This is a genomic window from Streptomyces sp. NBC_01304 (genome assembly GCF_035975855.1).
Classification (GTDB): Bacteria; Actinomycetota; Actinomycetes; order Streptomycetales; family Streptomycetaceae; genus Streptomyces.
This window is the reverse complement of record NZ_CP109055.1, coordinates 1,801,397-1,823,703: the sequence shown is the minus strand read 5'-3', so window position 1 is coordinate 1,823,703 and position 22,307 is coordinate 1,801,397. Positions and strand designations below refer to the sequence as shown.

The 22,307-nt window shown below is 72.3% G+C and carries 20 protein-coding genes; 9 read left to right on the top strand and 11 right to left on the bottom strand.

Annotated elements, in window-relative coordinates:
• The first annotated feature begins 86 nt into the window (after window positions 1-86).
• Window positions 87-650 carry a YceI family protein gene (locus OG430_RS07995; protein WP_327351727.1) on the top strand — a complete coding sequence of 188 codons (564 nt, stop codon included), beginning with the start codon at window positions 87-89 and terminating at the stop codon, window positions 648-650.
• A gap of 67 nt (window positions 651-717) precedes the next feature.
• The gene (locus OG430_RS07990) at window positions 718-2,253 is read left to right on the top strand and encodes an acyl-CoA synthetase (protein WP_327351726.1); all 1,536 of its coding nucleotides are present in this window, start codon (window positions 718-720) and stop codon (window positions 2,251-2,253) included.
• A gap of 4 nt (window positions 2,254-2,257) precedes the next feature.
• Here OG430_RS07990 and OG430_RS07985 read toward each other — a convergent pair whose 3' ends face one another.
• The 3 genes from OG430_RS07985 to OG430_RS07975 all read right to left on the bottom strand — a co-directional run bounded on the left by OG430_RS07985 (window position 2,258) and on the right by OG430_RS07975 (window position 7,268).
• Window positions 2,258-4,609 (bottom strand): excinuclease ABC subunit UvrA, encoded by a 2,352-nt coding sequence (locus OG430_RS07985; RefSeq protein ID WP_327351725.1) that lies wholly within the window; start codon window positions 4,607-4,609, stop codon window positions 2,258-2,260.
• A gap of 258 nt (window positions 4,610-4,867) precedes the next feature.
• Complete coding sequence (locus OG430_RS07980) at window positions 4,868-5,884, bottom strand: LLM class flavin-dependent oxidoreductase (RefSeq protein WP_327351724.1); 1,017 nt, start codon at window positions 5,882-5,884, stop codon at window positions 4,868-4,870.
• Window positions 5,885-5,939: 55 nt separating this feature from the next.
• Window positions 5,940-7,268, bottom strand: a complete 1,329-nt coding sequence (locus OG430_RS07975; RefSeq protein ID WP_327351723.1) for a M28 family peptidase — start codon at window positions 7,266-7,268, stop codon at window positions 5,940-5,942.
• A 58-nt stretch (window positions 7,269-7,326) separates the two neighbouring features.
• Here OG430_RS07975 and OG430_RS07970 point away from each other — a divergent pair, with 58 nt between their 5' ends.
• The gene (locus OG430_RS07970) at window positions 7,327-7,818 is read left to right on the top strand and encodes a phosphatase domain-containing protein (protein ID WP_327351722.1); all 492 of its coding nucleotides are present in this window, start codon (window positions 7,327-7,329) and stop codon (window positions 7,816-7,818) included.
• A 66-nt stretch (window positions 7,819-7,884) separates the two neighbouring features.
• On the opposite strand, the gene OG430_RS07965 is transcribed toward OG430_RS07970, so the two are convergent.
• Window positions 7,885-8,106: a dodecin gene (locus OG430_RS07965; protein ID WP_327351721.1), complete on the bottom strand. Its 222-nt coding sequence runs from the start codon at window positions 8,104-8,106 to the stop codon at window positions 7,885-7,887.
• 241 nt (window positions 8,107-8,347) lie between these two features.
• Here OG430_RS07965 and OG430_RS07960 point away from each other — a divergent pair, with 241 nt between their 5' ends.
• Window positions 8,348-9,649, top strand: a complete 1,302-nt coding sequence (locus tag OG430_RS07960) for an extracellular solute-binding protein (protein ID WP_327351720.1) — start codon at window positions 8,348-8,350, stop codon at window positions 9,647-9,649.
• A 53-nt stretch (window positions 9,650-9,702) separates the two neighbouring features.
• Here the strand turns inward: OG430_RS07960 and egtD are convergent, their stop codons facing one another.
• Genes egtD through egtA form a run of 4 tightly spaced genes read right to left on the bottom strand, consistent with a single transcriptional unit; the run spans window position 9,703 to window position 14,100 of the window.
• Complete coding sequence (gene egtD, locus OG430_RS07955) at window positions 9,703-10,662, bottom strand: L-histidine N(alpha)-methyltransferase (RefSeq protein ID WP_327351719.1); 960 nt, start codon at window positions 10,660-10,662, stop codon at window positions 9,703-9,705.
• Window positions 10,659-11,462 carry an ergothioneine biosynthesis protein EgtC gene (egtC, locus tag OG430_RS07950; RefSeq protein ID WP_327351718.1) on the bottom strand — a complete coding sequence of 268 codons (804 nt, stop codon included), beginning with the start codon at window positions 11,460-11,462 and terminating at the stop codon, window positions 10,659-10,661. Before egtC ends, egtD begins: the two co-directional genes overlap by 4 nt.
• Complete coding sequence (gene egtB / locus OG430_RS07945) at window positions 11,462-12,799, bottom strand: ergothioneine biosynthesis protein EgtB (protein WP_327351717.1); 1,338 nt, start codon at window positions 12,797-12,799, stop codon at window positions 11,462-11,464. The genes egtC and egtB overlap by 1 nt, the downstream gene beginning before the upstream one ends.
• 35 nt (window positions 12,800-12,834) lie before the next feature.
• The gene (gene egtA, locus OG430_RS07940) at window positions 12,835-14,100 is read right to left on the bottom strand and encodes an ergothioneine biosynthesis glutamate--cysteine ligase EgtA (RefSeq protein ID WP_327351716.1); all 1,266 of its coding nucleotides are present in this window, start codon (window positions 14,098-14,100) and stop codon (window positions 12,835-12,837) included.
• 208 nt (window positions 14,101-14,308) lie between these two features.
• Here egtA and OG430_RS07935 point away from each other — a divergent pair, with 208 nt between their 5' ends.
• Window positions 14,309-15,151: a TIGR02452 family protein gene (locus OG430_RS07935; protein WP_327351715.1), complete on the top strand. Its 843-nt coding sequence runs from the start codon at window positions 14,309-14,311 to the stop codon at window positions 15,149-15,151.
• Between the two features lie 99 nt (window positions 15,152-15,250).
• Here OG430_RS07935 and OG430_RS07930 read toward each other — a convergent pair whose 3' ends face one another.
• Entirely contained in the window at window positions 15,251-15,709 is a 459-nt protein-coding gene (locus tag OG430_RS07930) for a type II toxin-antitoxin system PemK/MazF family toxin (RefSeq protein ID WP_327351714.1), read from the bottom strand.
• Between the two features lie 136 nt (window positions 15,710-15,845).
• On the opposite strand from OG430_RS07930, the gene OG430_RS07925 reads away from it, so the two are divergent.
• Both OG430_RS07925 and OG430_RS07920 read left to right on the top strand, forming a co-directional pair.
• On the top strand, window positions 15,846-16,430 hold the full coding sequence (locus OG430_RS07925) for a hypothetical protein (RefSeq protein ID WP_327351713.1): 585 nt from the start codon (window positions 15,846-15,848) through the stop codon (window positions 16,428-16,430).
• An 88-nt stretch (window positions 16,431-16,518) separates the two neighbouring features.
• On the top strand, window positions 16,519-17,619 hold the full coding sequence (locus tag OG430_RS07920; RefSeq protein WP_327351712.1) for a glycosyl hydrolase family 18 protein: 1,101 nt from the start codon (window positions 16,519-16,521) through the stop codon (window positions 17,617-17,619).
• A 48-nt stretch (window positions 17,620-17,667) separates the two neighbouring features.
• On the opposite strand, the gene OG430_RS07915 is transcribed toward OG430_RS07920, so the two are convergent.
• Entirely contained in the window at window positions 17,668-19,134 is a 1,467-nt protein-coding gene (locus OG430_RS07915; RefSeq protein ID WP_327351711.1) for a flotillin family protein, read from the bottom strand.
• 168 nt (window positions 19,135-19,302) lie between these two features.
• On the opposite strand from OG430_RS07915, the gene OG430_RS07910 reads away from it, so the two are divergent.
• The gene (locus OG430_RS07910) at window positions 19,303-19,527 is read left to right on the top strand and encodes a hypothetical protein (RefSeq protein ID WP_327351710.1); all 225 of its coding nucleotides are present in this window, start codon (window positions 19,303-19,305) and stop codon (window positions 19,525-19,527) included.
• A 16-nt stretch (window positions 19,528-19,543) separates the two neighbouring features.
• On the opposite strand, the gene OG430_RS07905 is transcribed toward OG430_RS07910, so the two are convergent.
• Entirely contained in the window at window positions 19,544-21,109 is a 1,566-nt protein-coding gene (locus OG430_RS07905; RefSeq protein ID WP_442816447.1) for an amidase, read from the bottom strand.
• Between OG430_RS07905 and OG430_RS07900 the strand changes: the two genes are divergently transcribed.
• On the top strand, window positions 21,096-22,193 hold the full coding sequence (locus tag OG430_RS07900) for a LacI family DNA-binding transcriptional regulator (protein WP_442816446.1): 1,098 nt from the start codon (window positions 21,096-21,098) through the stop codon (window positions 22,191-22,193). The two genes, OG430_RS07905 and OG430_RS07900, sit on opposite strands and share 14 nt — an antisense overlap.
• Window positions 22,194-22,307 lie beyond the last annotated feature (114 nt).

The window sequence follows — 22,307 nt, the reverse complement described above, 5'->3', positions numbered from 1 at the left end:
GCCCCGGCTCTCCTTATCGTGGCCCTGTCACTACCAGCCTCAGCCGGGCCTTCCTCCGGCCCTGCGCGGCCCGCAGGGTGAGGGGCATGACCACTGAGACGAACACCACCCTCCCGCTGTCCGCCGGCACCTGGAAGTTCGACCCCCTGCATTCCGCGGTCGGCTTCCAGATCCGCCACCTCGGCATCTCCAAGGTCCGGGGCCGCTTCGACCAGCTGGAGGCCGAGCTGGTCGTGGGGGAGACCCTCGCCGACAGCCTGATCACGGCCACCGTCGCCCTGGAGTCGATCAACACGGGGAACGCCGACCGTGACGCCCACGTCCGGGCCTCCGACCTGCTCGACGTCGCCAAGCGGCCCACCATGGCGTTCCGTTCGACCGGGATCAGCGGCGAGGGCGAGGACTGGACCCTCGAAGGCGATCTGACCATCGGCGACGTGACCCGGCCGATCGCCTTCGACGTCGAGTTCGGCGGGCTCGTCGACGTACCCATGGACGGCAGCCGGCACGCCGGGTTCGAGGCGACGGGGGAGCTGCGGCGCAGCGAGTTCGGCCTGGACTTCGCGCCCGGGTTCCTCGGCGAGGTCGTGAAGATCAACCTGGATGTGCAGTTCGTGGCGCCGGAGTCGGGGGACTCCGCCGACAGCTGACCCACCGTCAAAAAGCCGCTGTCGTACGCCTTGACCGGTTGTAGGGGCCATCCATACCGTCGGCCTCATGCATCCGGGAGCGTACGACCCCGACAGGGCGGCCGTCGTCACCGCCGACGGCCGCCGGACGCTTACGTACGGCCGGCTCGAAGAGCGATCGGTGCGGCTCGCGAACCATCTGCGGGCCGCGGGCCTGCGGCGCGGCGACCATCTCGCGGTCCTGTCGGACAACGATCCGCGGATGCTCGAGGTGTACTGGGCGGCGCTCCGCTCGGGCCTCTACCTCACGGCGGTCAACCACCACCTCACCGCGCAGGAGGCGGCGTACATCGTCCGCGACTGCGGTGCGAGCGGCATCGTGGTGTCCGCCTCGCTTGCCGAACTGGCGGAAGAGGTCGCCGAGTCGGCGCCGGGGCCGAAGGTGCGGCTGGCCTACGGCGGCGTGGCGGTGGCGGGGCACGACTCGTACGAGGACGCCCTGGCGGCGGCCTCCCCGGTGGCGCCCGCGCACCAGCCGCGCGGCACCGACATGCTCTACTCCTCCGGCACCACCGGCCGCCCCAAGGGCATCGTGCCCACGCTCCCCGAAGGGGACGTCACCTCCGAACCCAGCATGTACCAGCTGATCTTCCAGCCGATGTACGGCTTCGACGAGGGCACCGTCTACCTCTGCCCCGCACCCCTCTACCACGCGGCACCCCTGCGCTTCTCCGGCGTCATCACCGCGACCGGCGGCACGATCGTCCTCATGGACGCCTTCGACGCCGAGGGCGCGCTCGCCGCGATCGAGCGGCACCGGGTGACGCACAGCCAGTGGGTGCCCACCATGTTCGTGCGGATGCTGAAGCTCCCGGACGCGGTGCGCGAGAGCTACGACGTGTCGTCCCTGAAGGTCGCCATCCATGCGGCAGCGCCCTGCCCCGTGCAGGTCAAGCAGCGGATGATGGACTGGTGGGGTCCGGTCCTGCACGAGTACTACTCGTCCACCGAGGGCAACGGCATCACCTTCATCAACCCCGGGGAATGGCTGCGCAAGCCCGGCTCGGTCGGGCGCGCCGAGCTCCTGGGAGAGCTGCGGATCTGCGCCGAGGACGGCACGCTGCTCGGCCCCGGCGAGACCGGCACCGTCTACTTCGAGCGCGAGGAACTGCCCTTCCGCTACCACAACGACACCGGCCGCACGGTCGAGGCCCAGCACCCCGGCCACCCCACCTGGACCACCACCGGCGACGTCGGCCACGTCGACGACGACGGCTATCTCTTCCTCACCGACCGCCGCGCCTTCACGATCATCTCGGGCGGCGTGAACATCTATCCGCAGGAGATCGAGGACTGTCTGACCCTGCACCCGAAGGTCGCCGACGTGGCCGTCATCGGGGTGCCGGACGCGGAGATGGGCGAATCGGTGAAGGCGGTCGTCCAGGCGGAGTCCGGGGTTGTGCCGGGACCCGAACTCGCCCGTGAGCTCCTGGACTTCGTACGGGAGCGGATCGCGCACTACAAGGCGCCGCGCAGCCTGGACTTCACGGACGCGCTGCCGCGCACCCCCGCGGGCAAGCTGGCCAAATCCGCGCTGCGGAAGGCCTATTGGCCCTCCGTCTAGTCGTTCAGAGTGCGCGGGCCAGATACTCCGCCGTGCGGCTCCCGGCCACGCCCGCCACCTCGGCCGGCGTGCCGGTCGCGACGATCCGGCCGCCCTCGTCGCCCCCGCCAGGACCGAGGTCGATCACCCAGTCCGCCCCGGCCACCACCGCCATGTCGTGCTCGACGACCACCACCGAGTGCCCCGCGTCGACAAGACCGTGCAACTGCCGCAGCAGGACCTCCACATCGGCCGGGTGCAGGCCCGTCGTCGGCTCGTCCAGGAGGTAGAGCGTGTGCCCGCGCCGGGTCCGCTGCAGCTCGCTCGCCAGCTTGATCCGCTGGGCCTCGCCGCCGGACAGTTCGGTCGCGGGCTGCCCGAGGCGCAGATAGCCGAGCCCGACATCGAGGAGCGCACGCAGGCTGCGTACGGCGGCCGGGGTGTCGGCGAAGAAGTCCGCGGCAGCCTCGACGGTCAGGTCGAGGACGCCGGCGATGGTGCGGCCCTCGTGTGTGATCTCCAGCGTCTCGGGGTTGTAGCGCGCGCCGTGGCAGTCCGGGCAGGGTGTGTACGTACTCGGCAGGAAGAGCAGTTCGACGCTGACGAACCCCTCGCCCTGACAGGTCTCGCACCGCCCGCCCGCCACATTGAACGAGAACCGGCCCGCCTTGTAGCCGCGCGCCTTCGCCTCCTCGGTCTCCGTGAAGAGTTTCCGTACGACGTCGAAGAGGCCGGTGTACGTCGCCAGGTTCGACCGCGGCGTACGGCCGATCGGCTTCTGGTCGACGCGCACCAGACGGCCCACGCCCGGCAGGTCCTCGGTCAACTCGCCGACCAAGGTGGACTTTCCGGAACCCGACACGCCCGTCACGGCGGTGAACACCCCGAGCGGCAACTCCGCCGTGACGCCCCGCAGATTGTGCCGGGTGACCGGGCCCGCCTTCAGCCATCCCGAAGGCGCGCGCACCTCCCGGGCGGGCGCGGCCGCGCGGTCGAAGAGGAAGCGCCGCGTCGCCGACTCCTCGACCCCGGCCAGCTCCGCGACCGGACCGCTGTGCAGGACCCGACCGCCGTGCTCGCCCGCGTGCGGCCCGACGTCCACGAGCCAGTCCGCCTCCCGTACGACATCGAGGTGGTGCTCGACGACGAACACCGAATTCCCGGCCGCCTTCAGCCTGTTGAGTACGGTGAGCAGGGCCTCGGTGTCCGCCGGATGCAGCCCGGCCGAGGGCTCGTCCAGGACGTACACGACACCGAAGAGCCCCGACCGCAGCTGCGTCGCGAGCCGCAGTCGCTGCAGCTCGCCCGCCGACAGGGTGGGCGTCACCCGGTCCAGGCTGAGATAGCCGAGCCCCAGCTCGGTCACCACCTCGATGCGCGAGAGCAGATCGCCGGTGAGCACGCGCGCCGTCTCGTCGCCCGCCGCCGCACCCTCAGCAAGCAGCTCGGCGAGCGAGGTCAGCGGCAGGGCGGCCAGGTCGGCGATGGTGCGGCCGGCGAACGTCACCGCGAGGGACTCGGGCCGCAGCCGGCTGCCGTGGCACACCGGGCAGGGCGCGCTCTGCAGGAAGCGCTCCGCCTTGGCGCGCAGCGTCTGGCTCTTGGAGTCGGAGAACGTCTTCAGCACATAGCGCCGGGCGCTCATGTACGTGCCCTGGTAAGGGCGTTGGATACGGCCGGCCTCGCGCACCGGGTGCACGGTGACCACCGGCTGCTCGTCCGTGAAGAGAATCCACTCCCGGTCCTGCCGCGGGAGCTCCCGCCACGGCCGGTCCACGTCGTGGCCGAGCGTGTCGAGGACGTCCCGGAGGTTCTTGCCCTGCCAGGCACCCGGCCAGGCGGCGATCGCGCCCTCGCGGATCGACAACTCCGGGTTCGGGACGAGCAGTTCCTCGGTGACCCGGTGCACCCGTCCGAGGCCGTGGCACTCGGGGCAGGCCCCGGCCGCCGTGTTCGGCGAGAACGCGTCGGACTCGAGGCGCGCGGCGCCCGCCGGGTAGCTGCCCGCGCGGGAGAACAGCATGCGCAGGGAGTTGGAGAGGGTGGTCACCGTCCCGACGGACGAGCGCGACGTCGGCGTCGAGCGACGCTGCTCCAGCGACACGGCAGGCGGCAGCCCCGAGATCTCGCCGACCTTCGGCGCGCCCACCTGATGGATGAGGCGACGCGCGTACGGCGCCACGGACTCGAAGTAGCGGCGCTGCGCCTCGGCGTAGATCGTGCCGAAGGCGAGGCTCGACTTGCCCGAGCCGGAGACGCCGGTGAAGACGACCAGGACGTCACGCGGGATGTCCACGTCGACCGCGCGCAGATTGTGCTCGCGGGCGGCGCGGACGCGGATGTACGGGTCGTGGCCGTGGTCCGGCGTGGCATGCATGTGTGGAGTTCCCGGTGCTGGTGCTGGTGCTGGTGCTCATGGAGCGGGGGCAAACCCCACGATTCTAGGCCCCGGCCAGTCCCGCGACTCGGGCTAGGGCCTGTCCGGCGGATCTTCGCGGGCCCACGACGCCTGGCACGCACTCTCGCCGCACGCCCGCATCACCCAAGTACGTCCAGTACGAGGGCGATCCGGGCGCACGCCGAGAGCACGCACCAGACGCCGCGGGCTCTTCCGCGAAGATCCGCCGGACAGGCCCTAGGCGGCCCCGCCCAGTCCCGCGACCCGGGCCAGCCGCCGGTAGGAGTCCAGCATCCCTTCCCGGTCGTACGTCGACGTCGTGACCAGGACCTCGTCGGCGCCGCTCGCCGCGATCACGTCTTCCAGGGCGGCGGCGACCTCGTCCTCGGTGCCGTACAGCTGGCCCTTCAGGCCTGACTCGTAGAAGCCCCGCTCCTTCTCGGTCATCTCGCGCGCCTCGGTCCGCCCGGCCGGTTCGAGGGGCGGGAAGACGCCGTGCGTGCGGGAGTACGCCATCGACCAGGCCTCGGGGATCAAGAGGCGCCGTGCCTGCTCGGAGGTGTCGGCGACGGCGACGTTCCCCGCCACGACGACATACGGCTCGTCCGCCCACAGCGAGGGCTTGAAGCCGTCGCGGTACCGCTCGATCGCCGCCAGCAGCTTCGAGCGGCCCCGCAGATCGCCGATGACGAGCGGCAGCCCGGCGGCCGCCGCGATGTCCGCGCCCTCGCCGGTGGCCAGGACGTACGCGGGTATCCGCAGGCCCTCCGCCGGGTGGGCGTGCACCTGGGGGTGGGCGGTCTGGGTGCCGGTGAGGTAGCCGAGCAGCGTCTCCAGCTGGCCGGCGAAATCGTCGGCATCGTCCTTGTCGTGGCCCAGCGCCTTGCGTACGCCGCCCGTGAAGCCGACGGAGCGGCCCAGGCCCATGTCGATGCGGCCCGGGAAGAGGGATTCCAGGACGCCGAACTGCTCGGCCACGACCAGGGGTTGGTGGTTCGGCAGCATCACCCCTCCGGTGCCGACGCGGATCCTCGAGGTGGCCCCGGCGACGGCTGCCGCGAGCACGGTGGGGGCGGAGCCCGCGACTCCGGGGACGCTGTGGTGTTCCGAGACCCAGAAGCGGTGGTAGCCGAGCTTCTCGGCCTCCTTCGCGAAGGCCACCGTGTCGCGCAGGGCCTCCCCCTGGGGGTGGCCCTGGCGGGTGCGGGAGCGGTCCAGGACGGAGAAGCGGGTTTCTGCGAATGCGGTGGTCACGTGGGGTGTAACGCTGGGTGGGTGGGTTTTGATCCCTCGGGGACGGGCTGAATGATCAAACCCGGGCCGAGTCCGGCGTCCAGCCCTTCGTGCCCTCCACGATCCGCACCGAAGCCCTCACCAACGACTCCAGCCCCGCCGCATCCACCTTGTCCAGGGTGTCCGCCGGGTCGAAGAGGTACGGCGGGGCCGACAGGAAGTGGACCAGGGGGACGCCCTCCGGGTGGAAGAACGCGCCGTCCGTCGGGGGCATCGGGGAGAAGACGTCCGGTGGCAGGACCAGGGAACGGCGCAGGTCCTCGGCCCGCAGTGTCCGCGCCACCAGCGATTCGAGCCGGGGCGAGCGGCTCGTGAACCACCAGCGCACCTCCGGGTCGTCGGTCGGCACCAGCTTCCCGTCCACCGTCTCGCAGCGCCGCGCCGCGTGCTCCAGGTGCAGCTGCACCACCACGTCGTCCAGGAGCCCGCGATGGGCGTCGATGAAGGCGCGGGTGCCGGCGCCGCCCGCCATGTGGCCGGAGGCGAGGAGGAAGAGCAGGTTGTGCGGGCGGTCCGGCGCCGGGATCTCCGCCCAGTACGTCGCCGCCGCGAGGACCATCGCGATGCCCGTGCCGTCCTCCACCGCCGAAGCCCACGGTCCGTCGTGGTGGGAGGCCACGACGGCCCAGTGCCCGGAGGCGCCGGGCAGGGTGGCGACCACGTTGTGGGTGGTCACGGTGTCGGTGCTCGCGTCGACCGTCAGGGTTCCGGTGCAGGGGCCCGCGTCGAGCAGTTCCAGGAGGTGGCGTCCGTCCGAGCCCGAGATCCAGACCGCGGGCAGGGGCCGCGGCTCCGCGTCGTAGGGAACGTAGTACTCGCGGGTGTCCCACGGGACGCCGGTCAGCGCGCCGACGAACCCGGTCGCCCCCGCCGCCCGCGCCGGGCCGAGCACATCCGTCAACCCCGGCCCGAACGGCAGCAGTTGGGTGAGCTCGTCGAAGGCGCCCTCGGGGTCGTGCACGGCGGTGGCGAGGTCGCGTACCTCCGACTGGCGCAGCTCGGAGAAGGCCAGCTCGTCGACGACGAGACAGCCGGGGCCGCCGCTCTCCCCGAGGCGTCGGACAGGGGCCGTCACCCCCGCGGTCGCCGCGGTGTACGGCAGCGGGAACCCGGCCAGTTCCACCGCGCGCCCGGGATCGGCGTCGAGCGCGACCCGCAGGCTTGCCGAGTGCGGTCGCCAGCGGGGCGTGTCGAGGGGCTCCAGACGGACGCCGAGGCCCAGGTCCCGCAGTCGCCGGGCCGCCCAGTCACAGGTCCAGTCGTCCGCGGGGTAGCCGGGCCTGCGTACGCCCTGCTCCGTGATCGCCGCGATCCAGCGCAGCATCTCGTCCGAGCTCGGCAGCATCGGCTTCGGCCTCCGTCCGTCGCGTCGACTGGGGTACGGCCGACCGTAGGCTGAGGTCATGGACGCCGCACCCAAGCCACCTCTGGCCCTCTTCGACCTCGACAACACCCTTGCAGACACGGCCCACCGCCAGCACTTCCTGGAGGGCAAGCCGCGGGACTGGAACGGGTTCTTCGGGGCGGCCCCCGACGACCCGCCGCTCGCCGAGGGCGTCGACCTGGTGCGCAGGAGCGCCGAGGACTGCGAGATCCAGTACCTGACCGGGCGCCCCGAGCGGTGCCGGGCCGACACGCTCGACTGGCTGGAGCGGCACGGGCTGCCCGCGGGGCGCCTGTGGATGCGGCGCGACAACGACCGCAGGCCGGCCCGCCTGACCAAGGTCGAGGTCCTGCGGCGGCTGGCCCGCGGCCGTGAGGTGCGCATGCTCGTGGACGACGACGAGCTCGTGTGCGATGCCGTCGAGCAGGCGGGCTTCAAGGTCGTACGCGCCCGCTGGGCGCACTCCTCCGACGCCCTGAAGGACGCCCAGGAGCGCGAGGGCCGCACCTGACCCCGGCCCCAACTGCCTTCGGCCGGCCGCCTTTCGGCCGCCTGCGGCCGGCCGAACCCCGGCTGCCTAGACCTGGTCGTTGTCCTCCAGCCGGAACCCGACCTTCAGCCCCACCTGGTAGTGCTCGATCGCGCCGTCCACGATGTGACCGCGTACTTGGGTGACCTCGAACCAGTCCATCCCCCTGAGCGTCTGCGACGCGCGCGCGACGCCGTTGCGGATGGCCTGGTCCACGCCGTCCGGCGACGTGCCGACGATTTCGGTGACCCGGTAGGTGTGATCGGACATAGGGCTCGCACTCCCTTGCTCTGGCTCCTGGCCGCCCGTCCGGCGGTCACTCCACCGTGCCCCAGCGGGCCCCGGTGCGCGAGGCGGTGGACTCGTCCAATAGCTGGGACATGACACGCCAACCCCTTGACCGACCCATTGGTCCATACCAAAATCCAGCCACCACACCCGAACAAGCGCTGACCGCTTGACCCCCACCTCGGGCGATCCTCCGTGCCCGCATCCCGAAGGTGGACCCCCAGTGAAACAGCGCTTCCTCGCCGTCTGTCTGGCCCTGTCGTCCGTCGCCGTGCTGGGCGGCTGCGGCCTCCTGCCCGGCAACGCCGACGACTCCGGGCAGCGCACCGTCACCGTGTGGCTGATGAAGGACAGTGCCTCGCAGGGCTTCATCGAGAAGTTCAGCGCCTGGTTCGAGGAGCGGCACCCCGAAGTCGACCTCGACATCCGGATCCAGGAGTGGAGCGGCATCGGCAAGAAGGTGTCGGCCGCCCTCGCGACGCCGGACCCGGGAGTGAGCGAGGACCCCGACGCCGCGTCCGACGCCCCGGACGTCATCGAGGTCGGCAACACCCAGGTCGCCCAGTACGTCGACCAGCGCGGCCTCGCGGACCTCTCGCTCGAGTCCCTGCGGGACTTCGGCATGGACGACTGGGTGCCCGGACTCGCCGAGCCCGGCAGCTTCAACGGCAAGCAGTTCGGCATCCCCTGGTACGCCGCCAATCGCGTCGTCATCTACAACAAGGACCTCTTCACCGCGGCCGGCATCAAGCGCCCGCCCGCTTCGTACGACGAGTGGCTGGCGTACACCCGACGCCTCAACTCCGGCGGAAACCAAGGCATCTACCTCGCCGGGCAGGACTGGTACACGCTCTCCGGGTTCATCTGGGAGGAGGGCGGCGAACTCGCCACCGAGCACAGCGGAGTGTGGAAGGGCAGCCTGGACAGCCCCGCCGCGCTGCGCGCCATGGACTTCTACCGGCGGCTGCAGGCGCTCGGCCAGGGACCCGAGGACGCCGACGAGGAGACCCCGCCGCAGGCCGAGGTGTTCGCGAAGGGCGACGTCGCCCAGATCGTCTCCGTACCGGGGGCGGCCCGCCTCATCGAGGAGAAGAACCCCGACCTGAAGGGGAAGCTGGGCTTCTTCCCGGTCCCCGGCAAGCGGCAGGGCCGGCCGGGAGCCGTCTTCACCGGCGGCTCCGACCTCGTCGTGCCCGAACGCAGTGACGAGCGGGACGCGGCCGTCGACGTCGTGGCGGCCCTCGCCGGCAAGAAGTGGCAGACCGAGCTGGCCCGGTCCATGAACTATGTGCCCAACAAGACCACCCTGGCCGGCGTCGTGGCGGGTGAACCCGGCGTCGAGGCCATGGCGAAGGGTGCCGCCCGGGGCCGGGCCACGCCCAACTCGCCGCGCTGGGCGGCCGTCGAGGAGGACAACCCGATCAAGGCGTGGATGACCGAGGTCCTCACCGGGGGCGACCCGGCGCGCACGGCGAAGACCGCGTCGCGCCGGATCACCGAGGCACTCGACCTGAGGAAGCCTTGATTCAGGGGCTCCTCGGGCGAAATGACCTCAACATCAGCTCCCTGCGCGGCCGTTCACGCCCGGAACAACGACAGCGCGAAGCGTCCCGCCTCGTCCGTCCACCACTTCACCGGTTCAAGGCCCACGGCGGCGAGTTCGGCGCAGATCCCCTCCTCACGGAACTTCGCCGACACCTCCGTGCGCAACTCCTCGCCCGCCGCGAAGTCCACGGCCAGGTCGAGGGACGGGATCTTCACGGTGTGCGCGGTACGCGCCCGCAGCCGCATCTCGATCCACTCCTGCTCCCTGTCCCAGTGCGCGACGTGGTCGAAGGCCGCCGGATCGAAGTCGGCGTCGAGCTCGCGGTTGATGACGCTCAGGACGTTCTTGTTGAACTCCGCGGTCACCCCGGCCGCGTCGTCGTACGCCGCGACCAGCGTGGCCTCGTCCTTCACCAGGTCGGTGCCGAGCAGCAACGAGTCGCCGGGCGCCAGCAGGGAACGTACGGACGAGAAGAACGCGGCACGTTCGGCGGGCACCAGATTGCCGATCGTGCCGCCGAGGAACGCGAGCAGCCGCGGCCCCGGAGTGTCCGGCAGGGCCAGTCCCCGGGTGAAGTCGGCGATCAGGGCGTGCACTTGGAGGGCGGGGCGCTGTGCGATCAGACCGTGCCCGGCCTGGCGCAGGGCGGTCTCGCTGACATCGACGGGAACGTACGTCTGCAGATCGGTGAGCGCGTCGAGGAGGTGCCGGGTCTTGTCCGAGGAGCCCGAGCCCAGCTCGATCAGCGTCCGCGCCCCCGTCGCGGCGGCTATCTCGTCGGCACGGGCGAGCAGGATCTCGCGTTCGGCGCGGGTCGGGTAGTACTCGTCCAGGGCGGTGATCTGCTCGAACAGCGCGCTTCCCCGGGCGTCGTAGAACCACTTCGGCGGCAGTGTCTTGGGGCTCTGGGTCAGGCCGGCGAGGACGTCGGCGCGCAGGTCGGCGTCGGTGGCGTCCTCGGGCAGGGTCCTGGTGACGAGGAACGGGCTCACGCGAGGGTCTCCTTCAGTGGTGCGAGCGGTGCAAGGGGTACGCGGGCCTCGTCGAGGTCCTTCAGCGGGGTGAGCAGCACATCGGTGCGGCTCGCGGCGAGCAGGGTGCGGTCGGGGACCTCGTGCCAGTGCGGGTCGTCGTCGTAGGGCTCGGAGGCGACGACCGTGCGGCGGTCGGGCTCCGCGCGGTACCAGAGGGTGTCGCCCCAGGCGGTCGCGACGATGGTCTCGCCGTCGGTGAGCAGGAGGTTGAGGCGGGAGCCGGGGGCTGCCGCGGCGATGTCGAGGACGGTGTCGGCGAGGGCTTGCGGGCCCTCGTCGCCGGTCCTCAGACGGTGCAGCACCAGCGCCCAGACGAGGGCCGCGTCGCAGCGTGCCTCCAGGCGGAGCAGCTCCTCGGGCGGCAGTTCACGGGCGAGCTCCGCCAGCGAGCGGGGCCAGCCGGTGACGGCCCCGTTGTGGCTGAACAGCCAGGGCCCCGACGCGAAGGGCGCGGCCGCGGCCTCCCCGTCCGCCCCCGCCACCGTCGCGTCCCGCACCGCGGCGAGCATGGCCCCACTCCTTACGACCCGCGCCAGATCGGCGAACGACGCGTCGGCCCACATCGGCCCGGACCGGCGGTAGCGGGCCGGCACCGGATCGCCGTCCGCGTACCAACCCACCCCGAAACCATCGGCGTTGACCGTCCCGTGCTGCTGGTGCCGGGGCGCCCAGGCCTGCCGGTACAGGCCGTGCGGCGGCCGCACCAGGAGCTCGCCGAGCGGTTCGGGCGGGCCGAGGAAGGCCAGGTGGCGGCACATCAGCGGGCCCCCTCTTCGACGGAGGCGTCCCGCGCCGTGCGGAACCCGGAGAAGATCTGCCGGCGCACCGGATAGTCCCAGTTGCGGAACGTGCCCCGGCAGGCCACCTGGTCCACGGCGAACGACCCGCCGCGCAGCACCTTGTGGCCGGGGCCGAAGAAGACCTCCGAGTACTCGCGGTAGGGAAAGGCGACGAACCCCGGGTGCGGCAGGAAGTCCGAGGCCGTCCACTCCCACACGTCACCGATCAACTGCCGCACCCCGTACGGGGATTCACCCGCCTCGTACGCGCCCGCCGGGGCCGGCCGCAGATGCCGCTGGCCCAGGTTGGCGTGCGCGGGCGTCGGGTCCGCGTCGCCCCACGGATAGCGGCGCGAGCGGCCCGTCGCCGGGTCGTGGCGGGCGGCCTTCTCCCACTCGGCCTCGGTGGGCAGCCGCCGCCCCGCCCAGCGGGCGTAGGCGTCGGCCTCGTACCAGCTCACATGCAGCACCGGCTCGTCCACCGGCACCGGCTCGGTCACCCCGAACCGGCGCCGCAGCCACTGCCCGCCCTCCTCGCGCCAGAACAGCGGGGCCCGGATGCCGTGCTCGGTGATGTGCGCCCAGCCGGCCGGGTCCCACCAGCGGGACTGCGTGTACCCGCCGTCGGCCATGAAGTTCAGATACGCGCCGCAGGTGACGGGTGTCGTGTCGATCCAGTACGCCGCCACGTCACGCCGGTGCGCGGGCCGCTCGTTGTCCAGGGCCCACGGCTCGGTGGAGGTGCCCATCGTGAACGGACCGCCGGGGACGAGTACTTCGGGCGTCGGCAGGCCCTTCGACGGCGGTGGTTCGGGAGCGGTGAGGGCGGCCGGGCCGCGCCGCAGCTGATGCGTGATGAGCATCGTCTCGTCGTGCTGCTGCTCGTGCTGCGCGATCATCCCGAAGGCGAAGGCCGCGTCGGTCAGCGGTCCGGCGCCGTGCAGCGGGGTGCGCTCCAGGACGTCCAGGACCCTGCCGCGGACGTCGGCGGCATAGCGCTGGGACTCGGCGGGCGTCAGGAGCGGCAGCGTGGGGCGCTCGGCGCGCGGGTGCTCGAAGGCGTCGTACACCGAGTCGATCTCCGGCCGCATGGCCTCCCGCCCGGCGACGGCACGGAGGAGCCACTGCTCCTCCTGGTTGCCGATGTGCGCCAGATCCCACACCAGGGGCGACATCAACGGCGAGTGCTGCGCGGTCAGTTCGGCATCGTCCACACAGGTGGTGAGCAGCCGGGTCCGGGCCCGCGCCGCGGTGAGCGCCACCAGGGCACGCTCGCGGAGCAGGGCCGGGTCGGCCGGGGCCTCGGGTGCGGTCATGGGTGCCTCCCACGGTTCTCGTACGGGGTGTCGGGTCACGGCTGCCTCCCGTGGGCCCGGTCGAGCAGGTCGTCGGCCGGGCAGCGGCCGCGCGACACATGACGTTCGGCGAAGGCGCCGACCGCGTCGCGGAGCGCGGCCGACGCGCCCCGCCGGGGCAGGGCGTCCAGGGCCGCGGCGAAACAGCCGACGGCGGCCTCGTGCAGCTCCGGATCGGTCAGGGCGTCGCGTGCGGCGGACCGCCACAGCGGGTTGTCCGGCGCCGCGCAACTGGCACGCTCGGCCAGGGGTTTGACCGTCCGGTAGGCCCGCTCGGCCGCCTCGGGGTCGTCGAACAGCGCGTCCACGACGGCCAGGGGAACCTGCCAGCCGTCCTCGCCCGGCTGGGCGTCGATCATCCGCAGTTCCAGGTGACCCCGGGGACGTACCGGCGGAAACAGCGTCGTGAGGTGGTAGTCGAGATCCGCGCGGGTCGGCGGCCGCGGCCGGCCGGTGCGCACCCACTCGCGGAAGGTCAGGCCCTGCGGCACCGGCCACGGTCCGTCGTCGCTGCGCACACACATCACCGGCGCGTCCAGGACGTGCCGCGTCCAGGCGGTCCGTGGCTCCGGGCCGGGCGGCGGCGCGGCCGAGCGGCCCGGATCGATCGCCGCCCACCGGGCCTGCCGGGTCGAGCGCCAGCCGGTCGAACGGCCTTGCTCGAAGGGCGAGTTGGCGAACGCCGCGACCAGGACCGCGCCGAGCAGGTGCGCCATCTGCCAGCGCCGCCCGTGTCCGAGCGGTCCCGGCTCCTCGTGGCCCGCGTCCAGGCAGATCTGCACGGACGCCGTGGAGCACATCATGGCCCGGCCGGCGGGTCCCGCCCGGTCGAGGCAGCGCTCCATCGCGTCGTAGCGCGGCTCGTGCAGCACCCGGCGCGGCGGCAGCCAGGGCTCCTGGCCGATCCCGGTGAGGCCGAGGCCGAACTCCGCGAGCGTGCCGCGCACTTGCGTGAGGTCGGCGGATACGGAGTCGACGCACTGAGTGAGCGAGGCGGCGGGCAGCGAGCTGAGCTCCAGCTGGCCGCCGGGCTCGACCGTGAGGGCCGAGCGGAGGGGCAGGGCGCGCAGTGCGGCATGTGCGGCGGCGCGCCGGTCGGGAGGGACGGGGAGCCGCGGCAGCCGCAGCTCGTGGACGAGGAACTCCACCTCCACACCGAGGGTGCGGGGTGGTCCCGTCTTGAAGCAGATGCCATGCACCAGAGCTTCTGCCTCGGCCTGCGTGACGGCCGGGGCGAGCTCCGTACAGTCGGCCTCTTTCATGGCCGGATCCTCCTGTCGAGAACCAATGGACTGTGCGTTTTGTGCGTGTGCACAACACGGGTACGGATGGCCCGAGTTGTGCACACCCGGTCCACCCAAGACCCTTCGAGGCGTTCGCACAAGAGTGCCCCTGGGGTGGGAAAAGTCTGTTGCGGCACCGGACTTGCGCAGCACACGATGCGTTCATGCAGGTGACGGGGGAGAGATCATGAGCGCACGGCTGCGGGCTGTGGCGAAGCACACGGAAGAGATCGTCGAGGCGGGTGGGTACGTCGCCTCCGACGGCCGCGCGGTCACGCTCGCGGCCGGCGTCGCGGCGGCCCTGGGCGGCACGAGGATGTTCGGCCCCGACCCGGTGGAGGTGCCCGCCGCGGCGCCCGTGACCACGGTGATCGAGGTGACGGGCGAGAGCAGCCTGGAGGCGGCGCGCAGGCTGGCGGGCGAGGCGTCCGGGCCGGGCGCGGTGGGCGAGGGGCCCGGACCGGTCGCCGTGCTCAACTTCGCCTCGGCGCGCAATCCCGGTGGCGGCTACCTCAACGGGGCGCAGGCCCAGGAGGAGGCGCTCTGCCGGGGCTCGGCGCTGTATGCGTGCCTGCTGCGGGCGCCCGAGTTCTACGACCACCACCGGGCGGAGCGCGACCCCTTCTACTCGGACCGCGTGATCCACTCGCCGGGCGTCCCGGTCTTCCGCGACGACCGGGGCCGCCTCCTGGACGTGCCGTACGAGGCGGGCTTCCTCACCTCACCGGCGCCGAACGCGGGGGTGATCGCACGCCGCACCCCGGAGCTGGCCGACCGCATCCCGGCCGCGCTCGCCGCACGCGCCGAGCGGGTGCTCGAGACGGCGGCGGCGTGCGGGTATCGCAGGCTGGTGCTCGGGGCGTGGGGCTGCGGGGTGTTCCAGAACGATCCGGCGCAGGTGGCGGAGGCGTTCCGGGCGCTGCTCACCGAAGGGGGACGCTTCGCGGGGCGGTTCGAGCATGTGGTGTTCGGGGTGCTCGACCGGGGCGGTGTGACGAGGGCGGCGTTCGAGGCGGCGTTTCCCGGCTGACCCCGGCGCGTCGTGCAGCCCGGCGTGCTGTACGACGCGGGGCTCCGCCCCGGACCCCGCTCCTCAAACGCCGGAGGGGCGGGAGTTTGAAGACAGGCCCTAGCGCCAGCCATACCGTTCACGAAGCCGCAGCACCACGAGATTGAAGCGGCCCCGATCCAGCGCGCAGGCCTCCCGTCGCATCCCCCGCTCGTGCACCCGAAGGACCCGGTCCAGGTCCACCCACGAGTCGCGCCCCGAGCTGTCCCAGGGCCCGCTGCCGAGGGCCACCCACTCGCGGTCCTGGTCGTGCCGCTTGCTGGAGAGCTGTACGGCGAGCAGCGTGCCCCCGGTCTCGCGGGCGACGACGAGGACCGGGCGGTCCTTGCCGCGGCCGTCGTTCTCCTCGTACGGCACCCAGGTCCACACGATCTCGCCGGGGTCCGGGTCTCCGTCGTGCGCGGGGGAGTACTCCGTACGGACCGTGCCGACCTCCTGCGCCTCGCACTCACAGGTCGCGAAGGCACCATCCTGGCCAGGGGTTTCGGGCATGCGGGAATCATCAGTGAAGGCAGTCACGCGGTCAGGCTAGGGCCTGCCCCGGGTACTTCGCAGCGCGGGGGCACCCGCCGGAACGGTGACCGGCGTGGTGTGTCGCTTGATCCACTGCCACCCGCGTGAAAGTCATGACGCTGAACCCGACGGGAGAAAGCGAATGACGATGTTCGTGACACGAGGCCGCCCCGCCACCGCCCTGCGGTCAACTGCCGCCGCCTTCACGGCGGCCCTGGCACTGGCCGTTCTGCCGGCCCAGGCGGCGACGGCGGCACCTGCCGACGACGACGAGCAGCGGATGGCGCAGGAAGCCTTCGCCGCGATGTGCCCCGCCGAACCGGTCGAGCACGAGGCCGACTGGTACACGGCCTTCGACTCGTGGCAGTCCATGCAGCCCTATGACTGGCGCGGGAACAACTCGGCCTACCGCGAGGCCCGCAACATGCTCTACAGCGACCCCGCGTTCAACGAGGACACCCGGGTCAGGATGTGCGAGGGACTGGTCGCGTACTCCGACGTGGTCAAGAACTCGACCCTGGACCGCAAGGGAGACCTGAAGAACGGCTGCGCCACGGAAGCGGGCATGACGGCGTTCTACGACCACAAGATCCAGGCGCTGCGCGCCATCGAGGCGAAGAACTGGCCGGAGGTCGACAAGCTGGTGCCGGGCTGGCGGGACCCGGCGCAGTTCGTGCGCGACTACCACAAGGTGTCGTGCACGGCTCTGACCGGCGTGAGCGACTGACGCCGGCGCGGCACTCGGACGGTCGGGCCGGGGTCTGTCTGGAGCAGCCCACAGCGCGGGGCTGCCGCGCGGACCCCAGGCTCGGTCCATGGCGACCCTCCGCAACACCCTGCGCGCCCTGGCGGTCCTCGCCACCGCGGGCCTGACCCTCACCGCGCTGCCCGCCGCACGCGCGGTCGACCGTACGGACCGTCAACAGGAGCCGCCCGCGCCTCTCGCGGCCCCCGCCCCGCGCACGGTCTCCGCCTGGCTCCCGTACTGGGACCAGGAAGGCGCGTACCGCGCCGCACTGCGCCACAAGGACCAGCTGCACACCGTCAGCCCCTTCTGGTACCAGGCGAAGACCGGGACCCGCATCTCCGGGCACAAGGGCGCGGGCGAGAGGCGCGTCATCGACGGGCTGCACCGCGCGGGCATCAAGGTCGTGCCGACGGTGACGGACCCGATGAAGCCCGGAGTCCTCGCCTCCCTCGTCACCACGCCCGCCCGCCGGGCCGAACACATCAGGGCCCTCACCGCCCTCGCCCGCAGCCACGCCTACGACGGCATCGACATCGACTACGAATCCATCTTCGAGTCCGTCGGTACGTTCGACGCCGCCACGCTGCGCCGACTGCGCGCCGGATACGCCACCTTCGTCGAGGAGCTGTGCCGGGCCCTGCACACCGAGCGCCGGACCTGCGTCATCACCGTCACGCCGCAGACCAAGGGCAACGGCCGGATGTGGGACTACCGGCGCATCGGCGCGGCCGCCGACCGGCTGCGCATCATGGCGTACAACCTGCACTGGTCCATGGGCTCGCCCGGACCGCTGTCCAGCCCGGCCTGGTACGAGGAGATCCTCGCCAACGCCACGCAGCTCGTGCCCAGGCGCAAGATCGAGCTCGCGCTGCCCGCGTACGGCTGGGACTGGGCCGTCGGCGCCAAGGGCCGTGCCCGGCACGTGACGTCGCAGGAGGCCGAGGCCCTGCGCCGCAAGGTCAAGGCGCCCTACAGCCTCGATCCCGTCTCGCGCACGCCGCACTTCACGTACAAGGAGGGCAAGGTGCGCCGCACCGTCTGGTACCAGGACGCCCGCGGAACGGCCGCGCACCTGCCGGTCCTGCGCAAGTACGGCGTGGCCAACACCGCGCTGTGGGCCCTCAACTTCGAGGACCCGCAGCTGTGGCGGACGCTCGCCCAAGGGTGAGCCAGGGCCGAGCCGGGGCTGAGCCAAGGGTGCGCGCCCGCCGTCGCGTCAGCCGGGCTTGATGGTCTCGTCCGGCTTGACCTCGTCGTCGCCACCGACGGCGATGCGCTCCGACCTGGGCGGAGCCGGCGCCTGCTGCGCGGGCAGACCGACCGCCTTGGTGCCGTTCGGGGACTGGCCGTCCGGCTGCCCGTTCATGGCACCGAGCAACTGCCGGGCGAGCCCGAGCCCCGTGCCGCCCATCGTCAGCGCCTTGGTGAACAGGTCCGACATCCCGTCCGCGCCATTGAGCAGCACCATGTGGTCGATGCTGTCGAAGGCGCCCGCCCCGGCAGCCACGATCTCCGGCCACTTCTCGGCGAGTTGCTGGGCGATGACCGCTTCCTGGTTCTCGGTGAGGGCCTGGGCCCGGGCCTTGATGGCGTCCGCCTCGGCGAGACCGTTCGCCTTCACCGCGGCGGCCGCGGCGAGCCCGCGCGCCTCGGTGGCCGCCGCCTCGGCCTCACCCGTCAGCCGGGTCGCGGTGGCGGAGGCGGCGCTGGCCAGTTCGGTCTCCTTGGCCTTCGCCTGGGCGGCCGAGACCCGGGCGTCGCGGTCGGCGTCGGCGCGGGTACGGGTCTCGTAAGCCGCCGCGTCGGCGGGTTTGCGCACGTCGGCCTGGAGCTGCTGCTCGCGGCGGTGCGACTCGAGTTCGGCGACGCGGGTCTCCTGGACGACGACCTCCTGGCGGGCCGCCGCGTCGGCGAGCGGGCCCGCCTGCCGGGAACTGGCGGCGGCCTTGTCGCGCTCCGCCTGATAGCCGGCCTGGAGGATCTCGCTGTCCCGGGTGGCCTCCGACATCCGGGCGGCGGCGGCCTGTTCGGCCTCGGTGGCGAGGCGGTTGGCCTCGGCCTGCGCGATCCGGGCGTCGCGGTGGACGGCCGCGGCGTGCGGCATGGCGAGGTTCTTGATGTACCCGGTCGGGTCGTCGATCTCATGGATCTGCAGCGAGTCCACGATCAGCCCGAGCTTCTCCATCTCGGTGCCGCACGCGGAGCGCGTCTGCCCGGTGAGCTTGTCCCGGTCGCGAATCATGTCCTCGACCGTCAACCCGCCCACGATGGACCGCAGATGACCCGCGAACACGTTGTGCACCCGCTCGGCCATCAGCTTCTGCTGGTCGAGGAAGCGGCGCCCCGCGTTGGCGATCGACACGAAGTCGTCGCCGACCTTGAAGATGACCACGCCCCGGATCTTCAGCGGAATGCCCTGGTGCGTGACGCACTCGACCGACAGATCGGTCTCGTTGAGATCGAGCGACAGCTTCCGCACGGCCTGCACCCCGGGGATGACCAGGGTGCCGCGCCCGGTGACGATACGGAATCCCATGCCCTCACCGAGACCCTCGGTGCGGTGCTTGGACCCCGAGATGATCAGGGCCTCATTGGGTTCCGCGACCCGCCACATCAGTTTGAACAGAACGATCAGAACCAGGAGTGCGCCCAGCGCGACTCCCGCGACTACTCCGAAGACCACGGCCTTCTCCCCCTTTGGCCCGATGCCACCGCTCGGCACCGAATGAAGGGGAGTGTCCTCCTGGCTTGCGTCCCGGTGAATCCCCTGACGCCCAATTAGCGCATTCTTGACGCGCGTTGACGGCGGCCCGCGCTCACCGGGTCACCGCCGCGGCGGGCGCCGTACAGTGTGAGCGTGGACGACGCGTCGATGGTGGGCCTGATGGGCCGGGTGACAGGCACGGTCGGGCCGGGCCTCGTCGGCGAGGTGATGGTCCGCGTCCGGGGCGGCGCCGAGGCCTTCCTCGCCTATCCGGCGTCGGCGAAGGACCGCATCGACACCGGCACGGTGGTGATGATCGTGGAGTATCTGGCGCCGCGCACCGTGTATGTGACGGCCGCTTACGACGGTTGAGGCGTGCGGTCGACTCCTACGTGGCTTGCGCCGGCCGCCTCTCGTACCACTTCAGCTCCGCCTCCAGCTGCGCGGCCAGCGACACGAGCAGCGGTTCGCTGTTGGCCGGGCCCAACAGCTGGGCGCCCAGCGGCAGTTCACCCGGGGCGAACCCCGCCGGTACGTTCACGCCCGGCCAGCCCAGCACGTTCCACGTCCAGGCGTACGGGCAGGCCGCGATCATCGCCCGGTCGGTGCGCCAGCCGTTCATCTTGGCGATGGTGCCGATCCGCGGGGGCGGCGTGGCCGTCGTCGGGGCGAGCACCACGTCGTACGAGTGGAAGATCGCGCCCACTCGCCGGTGCAGCCGCGCCTCCGCGCGCCGGGCGAGCCGCAGCGGCGCCCCGCCGAGCAGCCGCCCGAGCCGGGCCGCCTCCCGGGTGCGGGGGTCGAGCAGTGCGGGGTCGGGCACCCGGTCGACCCACTCGGCGATGCCCGCCGTGCCCCGCGGCACGAAGGTCAGCCCGATCGGCCCGTAGTGCGGGTCGGCCTCCTCGACGTGGTGGCCGAGCGCGGCCAGCTTGTCCGCGAGCTGCAGGACGGCCGCCCGGACCACCGGGGTGAGCCGCTTCGGGGTGGCGGTGAACGGCATCTTCAACGACACCGCGATCCGCAGCCGCCCGGGCTCGCGCCGGGCCGCCGCCGCCAGCTCGACCGGCGGCGGCTTGTGCAGATCGCCGGGGTGGCTGCCGCTGGCCGCGTCGAGCAGCAGCGCCGCGTCCTCGACCGTCCTCGCGAGGGGCCCGTTCACGGTGATGCCCTTGAAGGCTTCCGGATCCGGCATCGACGAGATGCGGCCGCGCTGCGGCTTGATGCCGACCAGATGTGTCCAGGCGGCGGGGATCCGCACCGAGCCCGCGCCGTCCGAGCCGAGCGCCGCGGACACCAGGCCCGCCGCGACGGCCGCCGCCGAACCGCCCGACGAACCCCCGGGCGTGTGCCGGGTGTTCCACGGGTTGCGGGTGTCACCGAAGGCCGGGCCCTCGGTGAAGGGCCACTGCCCCAGTTCACAGCTGTTGGTCTTGCCCACGACGACGGCGCCGGCCGCGCGCAGCCTGCGTACCGCCTCGGCGTCCTCGGTCTTGCGCGGGAAGTCCCCGCGGCAGCCGAACGCCGTCGGCTCGCCCGCCACATCCATGTCGTCCTTGACGGCGATCGGCACCCCGAGCAGCGGCAGCCGCTCGCCGGCGGCGAGACGCTTGTCGGCGTCCTCCGCCTCGGCGAGCGCGGCCTCGGCCCGCACCAGCCGGAACGCGTTCAACGAGTCCTGCGAGGCCTCGATCCGGGCGAGCGCCTGCTCCACCTGCGCACGGGACGAGGTCTCACCGTCGGCGAGGGACCTGGCGGTCTGCGCCAGTCCTGCGGCACGGTCGGGGCTCATACGGGACACCTCTCGGGCGGGGGTCTGCCGGTACGTCCGCACGTTACCTGTCAGTAGCGCCTTGTGGTACGCACAATTCGGCACGGTCGCAAGGGAGTTCCCGGCCGGCCAGGTCCTGCCGGGCGCGCTGTCGGTGCCGTCTGGAAAGATGCGGCACGTCATGGCGCACATACCGAAGCAGACCACGAAGCAGATCGCAGACCCACCGGAGCACGGGGCCACCCCGTCGGGGCCGGCCCGGCCGTCGGCGCACCGGCCGGTGCCCACGAGCGCCGACGTGGCGCGCGCCGCGGGGGTCTCGCGTGCGACGGTCTCGTACGTCCTCAACAACACCACCGCCGTACGCATCAGCGAGCCCACCCGGCGCCGGGTGCGCGAGGCCGCCGAGGAGCTCGGCTATGTGCCGCACGCCGCGGCCCGCAGCCTGCGCGCCGGGCACAGCCGGATGGTGCTCATGCCGACCGCGCAGATCCCGGTCGGCCCGCTCTACAGCCACTTCTTCAACGAGCTGCAGTGGGCGCTGCGCCGCCTCGACTACACGGTGGTGCAGTACGGCAGCGTCGGCATGAGCGGCGACGAGGCCGCCCGCGCCTGGGCCGAACTCCGCCCGGTCGCCGTCCTCATCCCGGGCGCGGGCTCCCTGGGCCCGCGCGGCGTCGGCGTCCTGAAGCGTGCCGGGGCCAAGGCCGTGCTGACCCTCGGGCCCGAGCGCGTCGAGGGCGCCCACACCCTGCTCATGGACCAGCGCGAGGTCGGGCAGTGCGCGGGCCGGCACCTGATCGAGCGGGGCCGGCGCCGGATCGGCGTGGTCGTGCCGGTGGAGGCGGGCCTGGACATCTTCGCCGGGCCGCGCCTCGAGGGTGTGCGGGCGGCGGCCGAGGGCACGGGTGCGCAGGTCGTGCCGGTGCCTCTCGAGCTCACCGAGGAGTCCGCGGCCGAGCTGGCCGGGCGGTGGCGTGGTCTGGGCCTGGACGCGGTGTTCGCGTACAACGACGAGTACGCGATGCTGCTGATGCGTGCGCTGCAGGACGCGGGCGTTTCCGTCCCGGAGGAGACCGCGCTGATCGGCGCGGACGACCTTCTGCTCGGTCGCCTTCTGCGGCCCCGGCTGAGCACGGTCCACCTGGAACTTCCGTCGGGGCAGCGGCTCGCGGAGCTGGTGGACCGGGTCGTGCGGGACCCCGGTGGGCCGCTGGAGGTGCACGACCTGATGGTGGCCACGGCGGTCCCGCGGGACTCGACATAAGGCTGCCGCCGGCATAAATCAGCCCGTCCGGCGTTTGAGGACAATCTTTGAAGCTGGCGGCAGCCTTTCGGGAAGGGGCGGGGAGGGGAGAAGATCAGCCCGGTCAGGGACCCA

Bases quoted from the DNA above. Each gene is read 5' to 3' on its own strand.
- OG430_RS07995 (WP_327351727.1), top strand. From the start codon at position 87: ATGACCACTGAGACGAACACCACCCTCCCGCTGTCCGCCGGCACCTGG.
- OG430_RS07990 (WP_327351726.1), top strand. From the start codon at position 718: ATGCATCCGGGAGCGTACGACCCCGACAGGGCGGCCGTCGTCACCGCC.
- OG430_RS07985 (WP_327351725.1), bottom strand. From the start codon at position 4,609: ATGCATGCCACGCCGGACCACGGCCACGACCCGTACATCCGCGTCCGC.
- OG430_RS07975 (WP_327351723.1), bottom strand. From the start codon at position 7,268: ATGCTGCCGAGCTCGGACGAGATGCTGCGCTGGATCGCGGCGATCACG.
- OG430_RS07970 (WP_327351722.1), top strand. From the start codon at position 7,327: ATGGACGCCGCACCCAAGCCACCTCTGGCCCTCTTCGACCTCGACAAC.
- OG430_RS07965 (WP_327351721.1), bottom strand. From the start codon at position 8,106: ATGTCCGATCACACCTACCGGGTCACCGAAATCGTCGGCACGTCGCCG.
- egtC (WP_327351718.1), bottom strand. From the start codon at position 11,462: ATGTGCCGCCACCTGGCCTTCCTCGGCCCGCCCGAACCGCTCGGCGAG.
- egtB (WP_327351717.1), bottom strand. From the start codon at position 12,799: ATGACCGCACCCGAGGCCCCGGCCGACCCGGCCCTGCTCCGCGAGCGT.
- egtA (WP_327351716.1), bottom strand. From the start codon at position 14,100: ATGAAAGAGGCCGACTGTACGGAGCTCGCCCCGGCCGTCACGCAGGCC.
- OG430_RS07935 (WP_327351715.1), top strand. From the start codon at position 14,309: ATGAGCGCACGGCTGCGGGCTGTGGCGAAGCACACGGAAGAGATCGTC.
- OG430_RS07925 (WP_327351713.1), top strand. From the start codon at position 15,846: ATGACGATGTTCGTGACACGAGGCCGCCCCGCCACCGCCCTGCGGTCA.
- OG430_RS07920 (WP_327351712.1), top strand. From the start codon at position 16,519: ATGGCGACCCTCCGCAACACCCTGCGCGCCCTGGCGGTCCTCGCCACC.
- OG430_RS07900 (WP_442816446.1), top strand. From the start codon at position 21,096: ATGCGGCACGTCATGGCGCACATACCGAAGCAGACCACGAAGCAGATC.
- OG430_RS07905 (WP_442816447.1), bottom strand. From the start codon at position 21,109: ATGACGTGCCGCATCTTTCCAGACGGCACCGACAGCGCGCCCGGCAGG.